The organism is Pseudomonas corrugata, assembly GCF_001269905.1.
Lineage (GTDB): Bacteria > Pseudomonadota > Gammaproteobacteria > Pseudomonadales > Pseudomonadaceae > Aquipseudomonas > Aquipseudomonas corrugata.
Window position 1 is genome coordinate 373113 of the sequence record NZ_LHVK01000009.1, and the last position, 13649, is coordinate 386761.

The 13649-nt window shown below is 60.1% G+C and carries 18 protein-coding genes; 16 read left to right on the top strand and 2 right to left on the bottom strand.

All coding sequences use genetic code 11. The features are described 5' to 3' along the window. Nucleotides 1-63 precede the first annotated feature (63 nt). On the bottom strand, nucleotides 64-2631 hold the full coding sequence (gene mutS, locus AD665_RS15720; RefSeq protein ID WP_170167954.1) for a DNA mismatch repair protein MutS: 2568 nt from the start codon (nucleotides 2629-2631) through the stop codon (nucleotides 64-66). A gap of 330 nt (nucleotides 2632-2961) precedes the next feature. Continuing rightward, nucleotides 2962-3315, bottom strand: a complete 354-nt coding sequence (locus AD665_RS15725) for a DUF6124 family protein (RefSeq protein WP_024779045.1) — start codon at nucleotides 3313-3315, stop codon at nucleotides 2962-2964. A gap of 588 nt (nucleotides 3316-3903) precedes the next feature. On the opposite strand from AD665_RS15725, the gene AD665_RS15730 reads away from it, so the two are divergent. The 16 genes from AD665_RS15730 to AD665_RS15800 all read left to right on the top strand — a co-directional run bounded on the left by AD665_RS15730 (nucleotide 3904) and on the right by AD665_RS15800 (nucleotide 13578). Next, complete coding sequence (locus AD665_RS15730) at nucleotides 3904-4638, top strand: LexA family transcriptional regulator (RefSeq protein WP_024779046.1); 735 nt, start codon at nucleotides 3904-3906, stop codon at nucleotides 4636-4638. Between the two features lie 468 nt (nucleotides 4639-5106). Further along, nucleotides 5107-5304, top strand: a complete 198-nt coding sequence (locus AD665_RS26970) for a Com family DNA-binding transcriptional regulator (protein ID WP_122319408.1) — start codon at nucleotides 5107-5109, stop codon at nucleotides 5302-5304. Beyond that, entirely contained in the window at nucleotides 5301-5882 is a 582-nt protein-coding gene (locus AD665_RS15735) for a DUF642 domain-containing protein (RefSeq protein ID WP_024779047.1), read from the top strand. The genes AD665_RS26970 and AD665_RS15735 overlap by 4 nt, the downstream gene beginning before the upstream one ends. 51 nt (nucleotides 5883-5933) lie before the next feature. Further along, complete coding sequence (locus AD665_RS15740; protein WP_024779048.1) at nucleotides 5934-6284, top strand: phage holin family protein; 351 nt, start codon at nucleotides 5934-5936, stop codon at nucleotides 6282-6284. Nucleotides 6285-6320: 36 nt separating this feature from the next. Beyond that, the gene (locus AD665_RS15745; RefSeq protein WP_024779049.1) at nucleotides 6321-6833 is read left to right on the top strand and encodes a hypothetical protein; all 513 of its coding nucleotides are present in this window, start codon (nucleotides 6321-6323) and stop codon (nucleotides 6831-6833) included. Between the two features lie 3 nt (nucleotides 6834-6836). Beyond that, nucleotides 6837-7448, top strand: a complete 612-nt coding sequence (locus tag AD665_RS15750; RefSeq protein WP_024779050.1) for a phage baseplate assembly protein V — start codon at nucleotides 6837-6839, stop codon at nucleotides 7446-7448. 9 nt (nucleotides 7449-7457) lie between these two features. Then, complete coding sequence (locus AD665_RS15755) at nucleotides 7458-7790, top strand: hypothetical protein (RefSeq protein WP_053192734.1); 333 nt, start codon at nucleotides 7458-7460, stop codon at nucleotides 7788-7790. Beyond that, nucleotides 7787-8782 carry a baseplate J/gp47 family protein gene (locus AD665_RS15760; protein WP_053192736.1) on the top strand — a complete coding sequence of 332 codons (996 nt, stop codon included), beginning with the start codon at nucleotides 7787-7789 and terminating at the stop codon, nucleotides 8780-8782. The genes AD665_RS15755 and AD665_RS15760 overlap by 4 nt, the downstream gene beginning before the upstream one ends. After that, a complete protein-coding gene (locus tag AD665_RS15765) occupies nucleotides 8779-9423 on the top strand; it encodes a phage tail protein I (protein WP_053192739.1) in 645 nt (214 codons plus the stop codon). The genes AD665_RS15760 and AD665_RS15765 overlap by 4 nt, the downstream gene beginning before the upstream one ends. Then, entirely contained in the window at nucleotides 9420-9950 is a 531-nt protein-coding gene (locus AD665_RS15770; protein ID WP_024779054.1) for a tail fiber protein, read from the top strand. The genes AD665_RS15765 and AD665_RS15770 overlap by 4 nt, the downstream gene beginning before the upstream one ends. 25 nt (nucleotides 9951-9975) lie before the next feature. Next, entirely contained in the window at nucleotides 9976-10602 is a 627-nt protein-coding gene (locus AD665_RS15775; protein WP_053192741.1) for a hypothetical protein, read from the top strand. A 2-nt stretch (nucleotides 10603-10604) separates the two neighbouring features. Next, a complete protein-coding gene (locus AD665_RS15780; RefSeq protein ID WP_024779056.1) occupies nucleotides 10605-10862 on the top strand; it encodes a tail fiber assembly protein in 258 nt (85 codons plus the stop codon). An 87-nt stretch (nucleotides 10863-10949) separates the two neighbouring features. Continuing rightward, complete coding sequence (locus AD665_RS15785) at nucleotides 10950-11177, top strand: hypothetical protein (RefSeq protein ID WP_024779057.1); 228 nt, start codon at nucleotides 10950-10952, stop codon at nucleotides 11175-11177. Nucleotides 11178-11179: 2 nt separating this feature from the next. Continuing rightward, entirely contained in the window at nucleotides 11180-12346 is a 1167-nt protein-coding gene (locus AD665_RS15790; protein ID WP_053192743.1) for a phage tail sheath protein, read from the top strand. After that, complete coding sequence (locus AD665_RS15795) at nucleotides 12346-12852, top strand: phage major tail tube protein (RefSeq protein WP_024779059.1); 507 nt, start codon at nucleotides 12346-12348, stop codon at nucleotides 12850-12852. Before AD665_RS15790 ends, AD665_RS15795 begins: the two co-directional genes overlap by 1 nt. 141 nt (nucleotides 12853-12993) lie before the next feature. Continuing rightward, nucleotides 12994-13578, top strand: a complete 585-nt coding sequence (locus AD665_RS15800; protein ID WP_053192744.1) for a phage tail assembly protein — start codon at nucleotides 12994-12996, stop codon at nucleotides 13576-13578. Nucleotides 13579-13649: the final 71 nt, after the last annotated feature.

Consider the following 13649-nt stretch of genomic DNA (forward strand, 5'->3'; position numbering starts at 1 on the left):
CCAGGCTAATAGTCCGCAGCATCCCAAACCGCGCGCGATTCTAACAGCTTGAACGCCCTTGCGTTAGATCCGTGTCTTCAATGCATAGAGTAAATCCAATGCCCGGCGTGGTGTCAGGTCATCCAGGTCGAGCTTGGCCAGCTCATCAAGCACCGGATGGGGCAGGCTGGCGAACAGGTCGCTTTGCTGCGGTACGGCCGGTTTGCCTTTGTTCGGGCGTGGTGTTTCATGGGGCAGGCTGGAGGTTTCCAGGCGGCTCAAGTGCTCGCGGGCGCGGCTGATCACCTCGCCCGGCACGCCCGCCAGCTGTGCCACTGCCAGTCCATAGCTCTGGCTGGCCGGGCCGGGTAGCACGTGGTGCAGGAACACGATGCGTTCGTTGTGCTCGGTGGCGTTGAGGTGGACGTTGGCCACCAGCGGCTGGCTTTCCGGCAGCACCGTCAGCTCGAAATAATGGGTGGCGAACAGCGTGTAGGCCCGCAGGTGCGCCAGGCGTTCGGCCGCCGCCCAGGCCAGCGACAGGCCGTCGAAGGTACTGGTGCCGCGCCCGACTTCGTCCATCAGCACCAGGCTGCGTTCGGTGGCATTGTGGAGGATGTTCGCGGTTTCGCTCATTTCCACCATGAACGTGGAACGCCCGCCGGCCAAGTCATCACTGGAGCCGATCCGGGTGAATATCCGGTCGACCAGGGACAATTCGCAGCTTGCCGCGGGTACGAAGCTGCCAATGTGGGCCAGCAGCACGATCAGGGCAGTCTGGCGCATGTAGGTGGATTTACCGCCCATGTTAGGACCGGTGATCACCAGCATGCGGGTGTTGTCGTCCAGACTCAGATCGTTGGCCACGAACGGGGTGGTCAATACTTGCTCGACCACCGGGTGGCGACCCTGGCTGATGCGCATGCACGGCTCGCTGACAAAGCGCGGGCAGTTGAGGTCCAGGTTCAGCGCACGCTCGGCCAGGTTGCTCAGCACGTCCAGCTCCGCCAGGGCGGCAGCGGTGTCCTGCAGGGGCGGCAGTTGGCTGATCAGGTCTTCGAGCAGCGCCTCGTAGAGCATCTTCTCCCGGGCCAGGGCGCGGCTCTTGGCCGACAGCGCCTTGTCTTCGAAGGCCTTGAGTTCCGGGGTGATGAAGCGTTCGGCACCCTTGAGCGTCTGGCGACGAACGTAGTCGGCCGGTGCTTGCTCGGCTTGTTTGCTCGGCAGTTCGATGAAGTAGCCGTGGATGCGGTTGTAGCCGACCTTGAGGTTGCTCAGGCCGGTCCGGGCTTTTTCCCGGGCTTCGAGATCGATCAGGAACTGGCCGGCGTTTTCGCTCAGGGCTTGCAACTCGTCGAGCTCGGCGTCATAGCCGGTTTTCAACACGCCACCGTCACGGATCACGGCGGGCGGGTTATCGATGATGGCTTTTTCCAGCAACGCGGCCAGGTCCGGGTAGGTGCTGGTGATCCGTGCCAGTTGTTGCAGATGCGGCGCTTCAAGGTCGGTCATCGCCACCTGGAGTTCCGGCAGCGCGCCGAGGGCATCGCGCAGGCGCGCCAGATCCCGTGGGCGGGCGTTGCGCAGGCCGATACGCGCCAGTATTCGCTCGATGTCACCGATTTCCTTGAGCAGCGGTTGCAACTGCTCGAAGCGATAACGATCCAGCAGGCAAGTAATGGAGGTCTGCCGCGCCAGCAACACCGTCAGGTCCCGCAGGGGGCGGTTCAGCCAACGGGTCAGCAGCCGGCTGCCCATGGCGGTCTGGCAGCGATCGACCACCGACTGCAAAGTGTTGTCCCGTCCACCGGCCAGGTTGGTGTCCAACTCCAGATTACGCCGGCTCGCCCCGTCCAGCACCACCGTGTCGTCCAGGCGCTCGTGGCGCAGGCTACGCAAGTGGGGCAGGGCGGTGCGCTGGGTTTCCTTGGCGTAGGCCAGCAGACAACCGGCGGCGCCGATGGCCAGGGTCAGGTTTTCACAACCGAAACCCTTGAGATCCTGGGTGGAAAATTGCTGGCAAAGACTTTTCAACGCCGAGTCGCGCTCGAAATCCCACGGCGCCCGACGCCGAACGCCACGGCGTTTTTCTGCCGGCAGGTCCTTGGGCCAGTCGTCGGGGATCAGCAGTTCCACTGGATTGACCCGCTCCAGCTCCGCCAGCAGGTTTTCCCAGCCCTTGATCTCCAGCACCGAGAAATTGCCACTGGTGATGTCCAGCACCGCCAGGCCGAACAGGCGCTCGTCCCCCAGCACGGCGGCAATCAGGTTGTCCCGGCGTTCGTCCAGCAGCGCCTCATCGCTGACCGTACCCGGTGTGATGATGCGCACCACTTGCCTTTCCACTGGTCCCTTGCTGGTGGCCGGGTCACCGACCTGCTCGCAGATCACCACCGACTCACCCAGCTTGACCAGTTTCGCCAGGTAACCTTCCGCCGCGTGGTAAGGAATCCCACACATGGGAATCGCCATGCCTGCCGATTGCCCACGCGCCGTCAGGGTGATGTCCAGCAGCTTGGCGGCCTTCTTCGCATCCTCATAGAAGATCTCGTAGAAGTCGCCCATGCGGTAGAACATCAACTGATCGGGGTGCTGATTCTTCAGGCGCCAGTACTGTTGCATCATCGGCGTATGGGAGGACAGATCGTTCACGGCTGTATTCATCGGTGTCAGGCAAACTCGTTGAAAGGGGTAGGGCAAAAGGAGGGGCATCGGCCCGGCTTTTCCGCGATGGGCGCAAGGTTAACATGGGGGGGCTGGTGCGACCCAGATGGAGTGGCTCCAATGGGCTTTGAATGGTAGCCCTTGATTGCCGGCAAAAAAAACGACATATGGCTGATGTCGGTCGGATAAGCCGCGGGGTAACCCTGTGGGAGCGAGCCTGCTCGCGATAGCGGCGTGTCAGGCAACGTATCTGCCGACTATTGCGCCGCCATCGCGAGCAGGCTCGCTCCCACATGGGGTCATGCGTTGATGAATGCGTTACCTCGGCTCAACCACATCCAACGCCCGGTTCGCCAGCAACTGGCCCAGCTCGATCATCTGTTGGACCCCTAGCGCGATATGCCGCCGCGAGCCCTCCAGGTCGAACGCCAGGTCACTGACCATGGCATTGGCCGAGGCCAGGGTTTCGCTGAGGTTGGCGAGCAGGCATTCGGCGTCGATGTTCGGGGCGATGATGAAAAGAGTGTCGAGGATGTCGCAGGTTTCTTTGTCGGCTTTTGGTTTGAGGTAATAGTCCAGGGCGCGGGTGGCGGCTTCGTCGAGTTTCTTGGCGTTGGCCGATTGGCTGCGGGAGACGTGATCGTCAGGGGGATTTGGAGTGTTCTTCGGCATTCTATGGATCCTTGAAGTTGAGCCACCACGCACTCGCGACTAAACGAGGGGTGGCAGCTGTACGCAGGTTAGTCGACCGGGGATCCAAGAAACCGGCGCGCCCGAGGGCGCCCTGCGCACAGCCACCATCAAGTACAGGGATGAGATACCTGACTAATGGAGCAGTGAGCACCTTGGAGTACCGAGCGACTAAACCCGATCACTGATGGGCAGTGACGAGAACCAAAGTACCGATGGGATCCAAGATGGACAAGCCGGCGGATTCTGGCGCAGTTGTAGGCAGAGACGCAAGGCGATGTAGCCTGGTGCCGCGCATTTGAAGGACGCAGGGGCGGCGGCTTCCTAAGAATGTGTAGGAGGCGTTTCTTCGTGGCCAGCAAGCTCTTATGGCGAGGGGATTTATCCCCGTTGGCTGCGCAGCAGCCCCTAGAGTCAATTCAATGGCTGCGGCATTTGGGGCCGCTTCGCGCCCCAGCGGGGATAAATCCCCTCGCCACACTGGCCTGAATAGGCTTCAAGTGTGCTGCATCCCATGTTTATGCAAATCAGCATTTGTCTTCTTCGAAAAGAACAAGCACTATGCGCGTTATGCAAAAACGCAACGTTTCTACCGTATTAAGAGCATTGCTCGATCAGCACGGGATCTCCCCCACGGAGCTTCACCGGCGTACCGGCGTGCCTCAATCCACCCTCTCGCGGATCCTCAGCGGCAAGATCGTCGATCCTTCGGATAAACACATCTCGAAGATCGCCGAGTACTTCGCCGTGAGCACCGACCAATTGCGCGGGCGCGCCGATGTTTTGCCTGCCGGCAACAGCCGCCGCGACGAGCCGCATTCCGAGCTCAAGGACATAAGCCTTTGGGATGACGATACCCCAGTCGAAGAAGACGAGGTGTCGGTTCCTTTTCTGCGTGAGGTTGAATTGGCTGCTGGATCAGGAAGATTCGTCATCGAGGAGAGCGAGCGCTCAAGCCTGCGCTTTGGCAAGCGCAGCCTGCGTCATAACGGCGTGCAGTTCGACCAGGCCAAATGCGTGACAGTACGCGGCAACAGTATGTTGCCGGTGCTGCGCGATGGCGCCACGGTCGGGGTGAATGCGGGTAAATGCGGAATCGGCGACATCGTCGACGGTGACCTCTACGCCATCAATCACAACGGCCAGTTGCGGGTGAAGCAGCTTTACCGTCTGCCCACCGGCATCCGCCTGCGCAGCTTCAACCGCGATGAGCATCCGGACGAAGACTACAGCTTCCAGGAAATGCAGGATGAGCAGATCGTCATCCTCGGCCATGTCTTCTGGTGGGGCATGTACGCCCGCTAACCCTTCCGCTGTCAGATAAAACCCGCCGATGTGCGGGTTTTTTTTCGCCCACGAAAAGGGCGCCAACCCTTGTTCCCACTGGGCGGCAATGCGCTGATGCATTTGTCGCGCATAAATAAATGCATTTGTGCATTGACTGTATATGCATCCATGCATATTCTGTGTCCAAGCCGCTCGACAAAGTGGCTGGCAACAACCGCTCTTTAGTTTCATCAACAGGCAGCGATGAACCGGCCTCAACGGTTCAGAGGGTTGGCAACTGGCCCAGGTGTGCAGCGTAAAGCACCAGAAGCAGTTATCCGGCGGGCAGGGACCGCGGCCGGAGGAACAATTTGAATGGATCCGTACCGCGCCAGTCGCGCCGAAAGATCAAGCGCATTACTGAAAAGCCTGGGCGACCGGGCTTTTTGGAATGCCTGCGCCGTGAGGCGCTTCAAATCATCACCGCCGCCAATGGAGGGCTTTCAAATGCTGAAGGATTTCAGATGCGGTCGCTGCAAACGACTTCTGGCCCGCATGGGCGAGAACACCGAACTCCAGATCAAATGTGCCCGGTGTGGGACGTTGAATCATGTGAAGGCCGTTGAGCCTCGAGTGAACGCCTTTGAGCGACATGAATGCGGAATGCTCCGCGCAAGAACATCGACTCTTCAGGTGAAAGCATGAAAAAAATCAAAAAACTTATTGGTTCGTTCGTCCTGTCCATGGCGATGTTGGCGGTGGGCAGTTCTGCCTTCGCGGCCAACCTGGTCGTGAATGGCAGTTTTGAAACCCCCGGTTGTGGCAATGACTGCGTTCTGAATACCCCTGCCCAAGCCGACTTCGTAACCGGTTGGACCACGTTTCTGTCGGGTGTGGAATACATCAATGTCAGGGCTGCCATTGGCAGCTCAGTCGCCGCTGAAGGGGCGATGAGTGTTGACCTCGCCAACTACACCTATCAAAACGGCGGTGGCATCCAGCAAAACATCAGCACGGTAGTTGGCGCAGGTTATCGCCTGACGTTCAGTGCTGGCAGTTCCAAATACGTGAACCGCACGGGGACCGGCATCATCAACGTCAAGGTGGCAGGTCAGGCCGCCCGTTTCGACACCCCTGTCGCCACCAGCGACGCAACGGTGTGGGAAACCAGAACCTACGATTTCACCGCGGTGAGCGATCAAACCACGCTGAGTTTTTGGAATGAGCAGGATCCGAATGCTCACTTCGCTTTTGTCGACAACGTCATTGTCGAGCGGTTGTAAAACACCGTTCGTCCCGCAATTGCCCACCCCAATCACCCCCAGGAGGCGTGAATGACAAACGAGCAACAAGCGTTGCTGGACATGCCGATCTGGCTGGTCATCCTGCTCGCCCTGGTGGGCGGGGTGTCCGGCGAGATGTGGCGTGCCGACAAGGAAGGTGCCCGAGGCTGGTCGCTGTTGCGGCGCCTGGCCTTGCGCTCCGGCGCCTGCGTGATCTGCGGTGTCTCGGCAATCATGCTGCTGTATGCCCTCGGCATGTCGATCTGGAGTGCCTGCGCCTTGGGGTGCCTGACCGCCATGGCCGGTGCCGATGTGGCCATCGGTCTCTACGAACGTTGGGTCGCCAAGCGGATTGGCGTTTGTGAAGTGCCACCGCCGGATTCCCGTCCCGACCAACAATGAGCCGGTGCCGCCGATCCACAGGAATGAGGCCATCCAATGCCCACTCTCATCGAAAAACCCTCGCAGTTGTTTTCCGCCATTGCCGAGACGCTGCGTACCACCTTTCCCGACTTGAAGGTTGGAAGTCTCCAGGACTTTGACGACACCGGCGATCAGTCTTGGGTATTGATCGCCATCGAACGCGACACGTCAGGCAACCGTGCCAATGACGGGCGTATCGCCCATGTCCTGACGCTTTCCATGCAAGTCGTTTCGCCCGGCACGGGTTTGACGGCCTGCGACCTGGCCTGCCAGTTGAAACGCCTGATCGTCGACAACCGTTGGGATCTGTCAGCTGAGCAGTGCAGCCGGCCCACGGATATCGAGGGCGTTGCATCGGTGTTCAACGGAGGGACCCGGCCGTACAGCGCCTGGGCCGTTTCATTCACCCAAACCCTGTACCTCGGTCCGACGCTGTTGGAGGACCCGCTGGGCATCCCGAAATTCGCCCGCACCTGGGAAGTGTCGAACATCGACGACCCGGACCAATACACCGCACTGGAGGGCTGAACCATGTTCGATGCGCTTCTACGCCTGTACCTGGGGCCGATCATCGAGCGCCTGGCCGGGATGGAAACCGAGCTCGAAGACTTGTACCGACGCGCAGACAATCTCTGTCGCATCGGCGTCTGCCAGGAAGTCGATGCGGCCACCAATACCTGCAAGGTCGCCCATGGAGAGCTGTTAACCCCGGCGATCCGCTTTTTCAACCCGAGTGCCGGTGCCCAGAGCGAATCGCGGATTCCCTCCGTGGGTGAGCAATGCCTGCTGCTGAACCATGGCGGCGGCGATGACGGTGGACAATCGGTGGCGTTGTTCGGCCTCAACGGCGGTCAGTTTCCTCCCGTCTCGACACAGGCAACGCTGACCCGTCGCCTTTATCCGGATGCCACGGAAAACGGCTACGACCATGCCAGTCATGTACTGCATTGGAAAAACGGCCCGGCGACATTCACCGGTTCCCGTGAATCCCTCGAATTAACCATCGGCCCGTCGAGGCTGGCGATGACACCTGAGGCCATCGACCTGCAACTGGGTGCCGTCGGCATCCGGCTCGACGCTTCCGGTGTGCACCTGAGCGGCCCGTTGGTGGATCACCAGGGGCGTGTCATCAGTACCGCATAAGAGCTTCCCATGATCGGAATCGATAGAAACACCGGCGCTACGGTGGATGACTGGCCGCAGTTCGTGCAGCGCGCCACCCGGGCGCTGACCACCCCCTTGGGCACCCGCCAGAAACGCCCTTTGTATGGCTGCGCGCTCACGCAATTGCTGGGGCAGAACCTCGGCGATGACCTGCTGATTCTTGCCCAGAGTCACGCAGCCCAAGCCTTCTACAACCCACACAACGGCATCAGCGATTTCGAGCCGCAGGTCATCGTCGCCAGCCGCCAGGGCGCCGGATTACTGCTGCGCTTCGCCGGCACCTGGAAAAACCGCAAACAGACTTTCGAGGTGGTGACATGAGCATGTTGATACCCGGCCAGAACCAACTGGCCGAACCGGCCATCGTCACCGTTGACGCGTTCGAGGATCTGCTCGCCGAGTTCAAGACCTTCGTGGTCGAGTACGTCGGTGCGCGCTCGCCCGACAGCGCGGCGAGGCTTGCGGTCAGCCTGGAAAACGAAAGCGAGTTGCTGACCCTGGCCCTCGAGGCCTTCTGCGTGCGCCTGCAAACCCACGAACGCAAATACAACGCCCGGATCAAGCAGATGCTGGCCTGGTGGGCCACTGGCAGTAACCTCGATGCCCGCCTGGCCGACATGGGCCTCGAACGCCAGTTGCTCGACCCGGGCGATCCGGCGGCGTTCCCACCCATCGCCCCGGTCTACGAAAGCGACGATGACGCCCGGTTGCGTTATTACCTGGCGCCCCATGCCCCGGCGGCCGGTTCGCGCATGCAGTATCGGCGGGAGATTTTTACCCTTGGCGCACGCCCCGCAGTAAAGGTGGACAGCAGTGCGGCGGGTGTCGTGACGGTGACGTACAGCTTCGACCCGGATGGGCTTGCCGCCCAGGTCAAGGACGGCAATGGACGCCGCACGGCACCGGGTGAAGTTACGGTGACGGTGCTTTCCCGAGAGGGTGACGGTACACCGTCGGAGGCATTGCTCGAGGGTGTTCGCCAACATTTCGCCCGGCCTGATGTGCGCCCGGAAACTGACCTGGTCATCGTCCAGGCCGCGCAGATCAAACCTTACAAGATCCGTGTCGTGGCGAAGATCAATGCCGGCCCTGACTCGGGCCTGACCAAGGTCGCCGCGCAACAGCAGTTGCAAGCATACGCCGAGGCGTGTCATCGCCTGGAGGGCCGGGTCGATCCAAGCTGGATCGACTACATGCTGCACAGCGTAGGGGCGGTTCAATTGCAAATTCTCGAACCGCTGGTGCCGATAGTGACGACAGCTTTCCAAGCCCCGTATTGCACGGGCGTCGAGGTTGAGGTGGACACGCTATGAGTGATGACGCCTCTCGTCCGAGCCTGTTGCCCGCCAACAGCTCAGCGTTGGAACGAGCACTTGACCTGGGTTTCGCCCGGTTGCTGGAGCGCATTGATCCGCCATTCCCCGAGCTGATGAACGCGAGCCAGACACCGTCCTCCTTCTTGCCTTATCTGGCGGCGGATCGCGGCGTCAGCGAATGGGATGCGACAGCCAGCGATCTGGAAAAGAGATTGACGGTTTCGCTGTCCTGGCAGATCCAGCGCCAGGCGGGCACCCGCCAGGCCTTGAACCGTGCCGTCGAATCCCTGGGGTTCACGCCCCACGTCACCGCCTGGTACGAACAGCAACCCAATGCCCATCCCTACACCTTTGATGTGCAAGCCATCATCGGCCAAGGCTGGGCCAGCGGTGATCACAGTCGCTTGATACAGCGAATCAATGCCGCCAAGAGCGAGCGCGACCAAGCCACCATCACCGTCGTGCATCAAACGCGCGGCGGCCTGGGCGCGGCGGCAGCTTTGCACGGGCCGCTGAGCGACAGTGAACTGGTTTTATGCGGAGCACTGCCGGTACTTGAGTTCGGTGCGCGGCTTATCAGCATTGGAATTTCCCAACGCTACACCATTAACGATTACGACCTCAGGGCGCAGCCATGACAGAAGACATTACGCGCTTGGTTCGCTTCACTTCCGCCGGCTTGGCGGAAGTGTTGCAGGCAAAGAACCAAGGCTTGAAAGGTGAGATCACTCACATCGGTGCCGGCACTGCCCGCTACGATCCAACTGGAGCGGAAACTGCGCTTCGCAATGAGCGACAGCGCGTGGCAATCGTGGATTACGAAGACCTTGATCCAGGGCAACTGAGAATGGCTGCATTATTCGACGGGCCTGATGAATACGAGATCGGGGAGTTCGGCTTCTACCTCTCTACCGGCACGTTACTGGCGGTTTATTCAGTGGCCGGAAAGTTGCTGACTTACAAAGCGGCGGCGGCGCGAGTACTGCAAAAATTCACGCTGGATATCTCACCATTACCGGCGCAAAGCGTCACGGTGGTCGTCGGCTCCGAGAGCCTGAATATCTTGCTCAGCGAGGAGATCGCTGCGCTGGCGACGGCCAACATCGACAACATGGCGCGGCACGTCGGCCTGATCTTTCGGGTCATGGCGCTTGAAGCCAAATAAATCAACTGCACAAGGAATTTGAAACGTGAGTCTGGAAACCACTATCGCGTCGCTGGTGACAGCGGCCAATAACTTGACCACGGCGGTCAATGGAAAGATTGGCAGCATCAATACGACCATGGCCACGGCATTGGCACAGTTCAATGAGTGGCGCAGCCTTAAGGATGTAGAAGGGGATCCGGCTGCGCTGGGTACGATTCGTCGCAATGTGCTGCAGGGGCATGTTTATGGGACTGGAGGCCCCTACCCCAGCCTCGCACAGGGGGAGTTTACGACTACCGACCTGGGCTCCAGCACGAATGTATATATGCATTTCAAGGTGCCGTTGAACATCAACGTCAACTCTGAAATGTTCTGGTTCAACATCAAGGGGTATAGCTACGGTACTGCAAAAATTATCGACGAAACCCTGGTGGGATACTGCTATCAACCGACTCGGGTACTGCAAAACGCCTCGACCTTCGGAAACATGACGCCTGCCGTTTATGTCGATACGAACGGCAACATTGTCATGCGAATTTTGATTCCCAATATTTACTACACCACTGTACGGATTGACACGATGCGCGTGGGCAATGGCCGGCTGTTCAATCAGGGCGACTTGAAAACCAAGTTGTCATTGGCCGACACCGTCGTTTTCAGCAAGGAATGAATATGTCTGACCTATCCACCGGTAACACCCCTGAGCTTCCACTGGCCGTTCCCACGCGAGAAATTGAATGGGCCGCCATTCGTACACGCCGCGATCAACTTTTGCGGCAGACGGATTTCACCCAGTTGCCCGACTACCCGGCGACAGACGCACAGCGAGCCCAGGTCAAGGCCTACCGCCAAGCCTTGCGTGATATCCCCGAGCAGATCGAAGACCCATCCAAACTGGTCTGGCCCGTGCTGCCGGCCTTCGTCAAGTAAACCCAACCGCGACAGCGGTTTTTTTTCGTCCGCAAAAAGCCCCCGTGATCGGGGCTTTTGTGTTTTCGCGTCTGGAGGAACCCATAGATGCCCATTTGTAAGCCTTACACCGTGCTGGTGCCATTTCCTACCGGCGGCGGCCACTGGTCGAGCATCGGTCAGGAGCTCGAACTACTGGATGTCGAGGCCAATGCCTTGCGTAGTGCCGGTCGCCTAGAGCTGACCAGCGTCCTGGAGGCGCACAAACAGGCTGTCGACACGCAAGCCACCCCAACCCAACCGGCCAAAAAGGCCACTACCAAAAAGGCTGAATAACCATGGCTGAGGTTTTGAACTTCGAGCACAACGGCATTACCGTCAATGCCACCGAATCTCCCGAGGCCATGGGTGGCCTGGGGGACAACGTCATCGGGCTGGTCGGCACTGCGCCGAAGGCCGATCCGCTGATTCCGCGCAACGCACCGTTCCGCATCAACAGCTTCACCACCCAGGCATTGCTCGATCCGACCGGCACCGAAGCCGGTACGCTGTATCACGCGGTGTTCCAGATCCTCAAAGTGGTCAAGGTGCCAGTCTACGTGGTGATCGTCGAAGAGGGCGCCACCCCCGCCGATACGCAGAACAACGTCATCGGCGGCATCGAAGCGCAGACCGGTCGCAAGCTGGGCCTGGCGGCCTTGAGTGGCGTGGCCGAGGACTTGACCATCATTGGCGCGCCGGGCTTCACCGGCACCAAGGCGGTGGCCAGTGAGTTCGCCTCGTTCGGAAAGCGCATCAAGGCTCGCGTGGTACTCGACGGCAAGGATGCCGCGGTCGCCGATCAAGTGACCTACAGCCAGGAACTGGGCGGCGCCGACCTCGGTTTCGACCGTTGCCTGGTGGTGCACAACATGCCGGCGGTCTACTCCAAGGCCGCGAAGAAAAACGTCTTCCTGGCCCCGTCGAGCCTGGCCATCGCCGCGCTCGCCAAGGTCAAGCAATGGGAGAGCCCGGGCAACCAGGTGACCTACGCCGAGGACGTTTCGCGCACCGTGGAATACAACATCCTCGACACCTCCACCGAAGGCGACCTGCTCAACCGCTACGGCGTCAGCTACTACGCCCGGACCATCCTCGGTGGCTTCTCGCTGCTGGGCAACCGCTCCATCACCGGCAAGTTCATCAGCTACGTCGGCCTGGAAGATGCCATCAGCCGCAAGCTGGTCAAGGCTGGCCAAAAAGCCATGGCGAAGAACCTGACCAAGTCGTTCATGGACCAGGAGGTCAAGCGCATCAACGACTGGCTGCAAACCCTGGTGGCCGACGAAACCATCCCGGGCGGCAGCGTGTACCTGCATCCGGAACTCAACAGTGTAGAGAAGTACAAGAACGGCACCTGGTACGTGGTGATCGACTACGGCCGCTACGCGCCGAACGAACACATGATTTATCAACTCAACGCCCGCGATGAAATCATCGAGCAGTTCCTGGAGGACGTTCTCTAATGTTTACCAACCGCGTAAGACAGGCCATCGCGGCCACCCTGCAAGGCCTGCCGTTGTCGGCGACCGTGGAAGAGTTTACCCCGCCGAAGATCGAGTTCGACATGGAAGAGATGCGCGGCGGGCGTTTCATCACCGAGGAAATGGCCAAGGGCGGTAAGGCACTCAACGCCAAGCTCAGCCTGCAAGGTGTCGGTCCGGAAATCATGCTGGCGCTGGGCGTCAGTGTCGGTGACGACATTCTGCTGAACGTGCGTGAGGCCGGTCAGGATCAGGATGGCAACACCTGGTTCACCTACCACACCGTCGGCGGCAAGCTGAAATCCCTGGAAGAAACCGCGCTGAAGATGGGTGAGAAGCCCAAGACCAATCTTGAGCTGTCGTGCCGCACCTACAATCGCCTGGAAAACGGCGTTCCAGTGATCGACATCGACGTGCGTACCCAGAAGTTCGTGCTCAACGGCGTCGACATTCTCGGCGATGCGCGCCGTGCGGTGCTGTTGCCTTGAAGCTCAGTTGAACACAGTCCCTGTGGGAGCGAGCCTGCTCGCGATGGCGGCGGTACAGCCAGCATTGTCGCCAACTGAACCACCGCTATCGCGAGCAGGCTCGCTCCTACAAGGGGCACACATTCACCAAGGAATTGATTCATGTCCTGGACGCCTCCCCAACACATTCTGCTGTCACCCATCACTGGTGACGACGGATCGCAGATCGACCAGCTGCAACTCAAACCCCTGTTCTACGCCGCGCAGAAAGACGCCCTGGCCCGTGCCGGCGACGATGAGGACGACCAGTTCTTCGAGCTGGCCAAGTTAGCCACCGGCCTGTCGGTCAAGGAACTGGATCAGCTCAAGCGCCCGGACTACGTGAGCATCGCCCAGTACGTGCACGACATGTCGACCCGTCCGGCGGCGTATTTCCTCGCACAGGTCGCCGAGACGGACCACGCGGCGGCCGATCCCGACCAAGTGCAACTGCTGCAACCGCTCAACGTGGCGGGCCGCAGCGTGACCTCGTTGGCCCTGGAAATGCCGGTATTGCGAGCCACCAAGGCGATGAAGAAGCTGAAGACGGCCAAGGAGCGTGCGGAGTTCATCACCGCCCACTGCACCGGCCTGATGCTGCCCGACCTGGACCTGCTGACCGTGCCCGACTGGACACAACTGCAGGTGCGCATCGACGATTTTTTAAACAAACCGGCGGACTTCTTTCGGAGCGCGACATCGAAGTGATCCTCGATGTGGTGCCGCTCATTTATCCGATAAGTGAAGCGGAAATTCTGGAGTGGGACGCCGGCAAGGCA

What these genes read in the sequence shown, in the direction of transcription:
- AD665_RS15725 (WP_024779045.1), bottom strand. Translation starts at nt 3,315, where the DNA reads ATGCCGAAGAACACTCCAAATCCCCCTGACGATCACGTCTCCCGCAGC.
- AD665_RS15730 (WP_024779046.1), top strand. Translation starts at nt 3,904, where the DNA reads ATGCAAAAACGCAACGTTTCTACCGTATTAAGAGCATTGCTCGATCAG.
- AD665_RS26970 (WP_122319408.1), top strand. Translation starts at nt 5,107, where the DNA reads ATGCTGAAGGATTTCAGATGCGGTCGCTGCAAACGACTTCTGGCCCGC.
- AD665_RS15735 (WP_024779047.1), top strand. Translation starts at nt 5,301, where the DNA reads ATGAAAAAAATCAAAAAACTTATTGGTTCGTTCGTCCTGTCCATGGCG.
- AD665_RS15740 (WP_024779048.1), top strand. Translation starts at nt 5,934, where the DNA reads ATGACAAACGAGCAACAAGCGTTGCTGGACATGCCGATCTGGCTGGTC.
- AD665_RS15745 (WP_024779049.1), top strand. Translation starts at nt 6,321, where the DNA reads ATGCCCACTCTCATCGAAAAACCCTCGCAGTTGTTTTCCGCCATTGCC.
- AD665_RS15750 (WP_024779050.1), top strand. Translation starts at nt 6,837, where the DNA reads ATGTTCGATGCGCTTCTACGCCTGTACCTGGGGCCGATCATCGAGCGC.
- AD665_RS15755 (WP_053192734.1), top strand. Translation starts at nt 7,458, where the DNA reads ATGATCGGAATCGATAGAAACACCGGCGCTACGGTGGATGACTGGCCG.
- AD665_RS15760 (WP_053192736.1), top strand. Translation starts at nt 7,787, where the DNA reads ATGAGCATGTTGATACCCGGCCAGAACCAACTGGCCGAACCGGCCATC.
- AD665_RS15765 (WP_053192739.1), top strand. Translation starts at nt 8,779, where the DNA reads ATGAGTGATGACGCCTCTCGTCCGAGCCTGTTGCCCGCCAACAGCTCA.
- AD665_RS15770 (WP_024779054.1), top strand. Translation starts at nt 9,420, where the DNA reads ATGACAGAAGACATTACGCGCTTGGTTCGCTTCACTTCCGCCGGCTTG.
- AD665_RS15780 (WP_024779056.1), top strand. Translation starts at nt 10,605, where the DNA reads ATGTCTGACCTATCCACCGGTAACACCCCTGAGCTTCCACTGGCCGTT.
- AD665_RS15785 (WP_024779057.1), top strand. Translation starts at nt 10,950, where the DNA reads ATGCCCATTTGTAAGCCTTACACCGTGCTGGTGCCATTTCCTACCGGC.
- AD665_RS15790 (WP_053192743.1), top strand. Translation starts at nt 11,180, where the DNA reads ATGGCTGAGGTTTTGAACTTCGAGCACAACGGCATTACCGTCAATGCC.
- AD665_RS15795 (WP_024779059.1), top strand. Translation starts at nt 12,346, where the DNA reads ATGTTTACCAACCGCGTAAGACAGGCCATCGCGGCCACCCTGCAAGGC.
- AD665_RS15800 (WP_053192744.1), top strand. Translation starts at nt 12,994, where the DNA reads ATGTCCTGGACGCCTCCCCAACACATTCTGCTGTCACCCATCACTGGT.